The sequence below is a fragment of the Methylobacterium sp. WL116 genome, assembly GCF_008039455.1.
In the GTDB taxonomy this organism is placed as follows: Bacteria; Pseudomonadota; Alphaproteobacteria; order Rhizobiales; family Beijerinckiaceae; genus Methylobacterium.
The window spans coordinates 1-2152 of record NZ_VRUV01000661.1; the positions used below are offsets into that span (position 1 = coordinate 1).

Below are 2152 nucleotides of genomic sequence, written 5' to 3' on the forward strand. Positions count from 1 at the left end.
GCGCCGGTGGCCGGTTCGGCGCCGCGGTGCCCGGTGGTCCGGCGGCCGCCGGAACATCGGCCGTGGCGGAGGCTTTGGCATCCCCGGTCCTGGGCGCGACCCGGCTCGGCGGCTCTCTCTTGCTCGCGGGTTCGGGCTTGGTCGCAGGTTCGGCCTTGGTCGCGGCTTCGGCCTTGGCAGCCTGCTCCGCCTTGGCAGCCGCCTCGGCCTTGGCGGCGGCGTCCTTCTTGGCGACGATGTCGAACACCACGGTGTCGTCGTCGCGGTCGGTCGAGACCGTGAAAGCATCGCCCGCCGCCACCACGAGCCCGGCCGAGGCATCGTCGGCCGACGCGGTCAGGCGGGCCATGTCCTGGCGCAGCCGGCCACGGGTCTCGGACAGGTCGAAGCTGTAGGCACCCATGATGCGCAGCCGCGTTGCGCCACCCTCCGGGCCGACCGTCGCCTCGGCGCCCTCGGGCAGCCGCACCGTCAGGCGGGTGAGCGTCGGCAGCTTCGCGACCTCGACGCCGAGCGGCCGGCGCACGGGTGCGGGGTTGCGCGATTTCAGGATCGCTTCCGCGGCACGCGCACGCCGGGCCAGGTCGGCGACGATCTCCGGGGGCAGCGGCGGCGGCAGGCTCGTCCAGCTCTCGGGCAGGAGGTCGACGAAGACCTTCTCGCCGGCTTCCTGCACGTTGACGCGCACGGTCCGCTGCAGGGCGAGCCGCAGGCCGCTGCCGTCGGGATCGCGCCGGACGGCGGTGAGGTAATCGGGCAGCTGCGAGACCAGCCGCTCCGGCCCGGCCTCGGTCCGCTCGCCGTAGCCGAGCACCAGCACGCCGTTCGAGAGCCGCGCCTTGATCGAGACCGCGCTGTCGAAGGTGAAGGCGATTCGCGCATAGCCCTGCGCATCGGTGCCGGCGACGGCGAGGAGCTTCGCCGCCTGGGCCGGCAGCCCGAGGCCGATCAGGACGGCGAGCGCGAGGCCCGCGCTGCGGGGCGTGCGGCGGACCCCTGGTCCCGTCTCAAGCCTCGCGCCCATCGATACGCCGCACCCAGGGCGGCGGGCGCCCCGGACGAGGGACGCAACGCTCCGACGCCGCTGAGGGCCGACACTGCCGGATCGCGGCTAACGTGCGCTTAATCGTGGTCGCCGCCGCCGTCCCAACGGCATTCTCGATGGGAGGCCGCGCGACGCTCAGCGCCTGACGATCAGGTTCGGGACGATTCGGCTCGACGGGCCGAACGTCTCGATCGCGCGTTGGCAATTGGCCGGAACGTCCTTGCGATAGGTCTTGACATACGAGCGCGAGATCGCCGCCAGCTCGCCCTGCTCCAGGTCCTGCAGATCGATCCCGAGGCGCTCGACGGCCGATTTCAGAAGCGCGGGATCGCCCTGGATGTCCGGGCACGAGGTGTTGGCGAAGCCGACCAGCCCGGCGAGCCGCGCGGCCATGACCCGCTTCTTGTCCATCGGCGGTGCGTCGGGCATCGAGTCCGGCGGCGCACCGGGCGGGCTCGACTCTTGCGCCGCGAGCGGGCCGGCGAGGCAGGCGAGCAGGGCCGCCAGGATCATCGGGTCGCGCATGCTCGGCCTCTCCTCGTCGTCTCGCTCGCCAGTGTCGTGGCGCGGCGGGTTGATGTCCCGCGCGTCGCCTTGATCGCCGCGCGTCAGTTGCTCAGGGCGATCGCCCGGTCCCAGACCGGTGCGAACCCGCCGAGCGGCACGGCGATCGGCTGCGGATCGTTGGTCCCGGACTTCACCCCGATCACCTGAAGGGTCTTGGCCGTCCGCATCGCGTCGGTGGCGAGCGTCGGGAAGCTGATCGGCACCAGGCAGCCCTCGGATCCGCACGAGATGTAGGGCGCGCCCTTGCCGAGCACCACGTCGTCGAGCTTGAAGGTGATGCCCGGGTCGATCGCCAGGCCGAACGGCATCAGGATCAGCCCCTCGGACCGCCCGTCCTTGGGCGCCTGCAATTCGAAGGCGAACAAGCGCTTGCCGGTCTTGTTGTCCCCCTGCGACTGCATCAGCATGCACGACGTCGCCGGCTCGGCACGGCTGCAGCTCAGCGTCCAGTCGCCGTAATTCTCGGTGATGGAGAGTGCGCCGGCCGGCCAGACCGCCGCGGTCTTGGCAGGCGCGGCCTGCGCGGCAGGGGGGGCGGCC

2 protein-coding genes and 1 pseudogene are annotated in these 2152 nt (G+C 72.3%); all 3 read right to left on the minus strand.

The features are described from left to right. Window positions 1-1024 (minus strand): annotated as a pseudogene (locus FV223_RS25935) (hypothetical protein); the annotation flags it as partial. A 156-nt stretch (window positions 1025-1180) separates the two neighbouring features. Then, the gene (locus FV223_RS25940; protein ID WP_246689816.1) at window positions 1181-1570 is read right to left on the minus strand and encodes a hypothetical protein; all 390 of its coding nucleotides are present in this window, start codon (window positions 1568-1570) and stop codon (window positions 1181-1183) included. 83 nt (window positions 1571-1653) lie between these two features. Next, the coding region (locus tag FV223_RS25945) for an invasion associated locus B family protein (RefSeq protein WP_147729631.1) at window positions 1654-2152 on the minus strand (499 nt) is incomplete at its 5' end.

Bases quoted from the DNA above. Each gene is read 5' to 3' on its own strand.
- FV223_RS25940 (WP_246689816.1), bottom strand. From the start codon at position 1,570: ATGCGCGACCCGATGATCCTGGCGGCCCTGCTCGCCTGCCTCGCCGGC.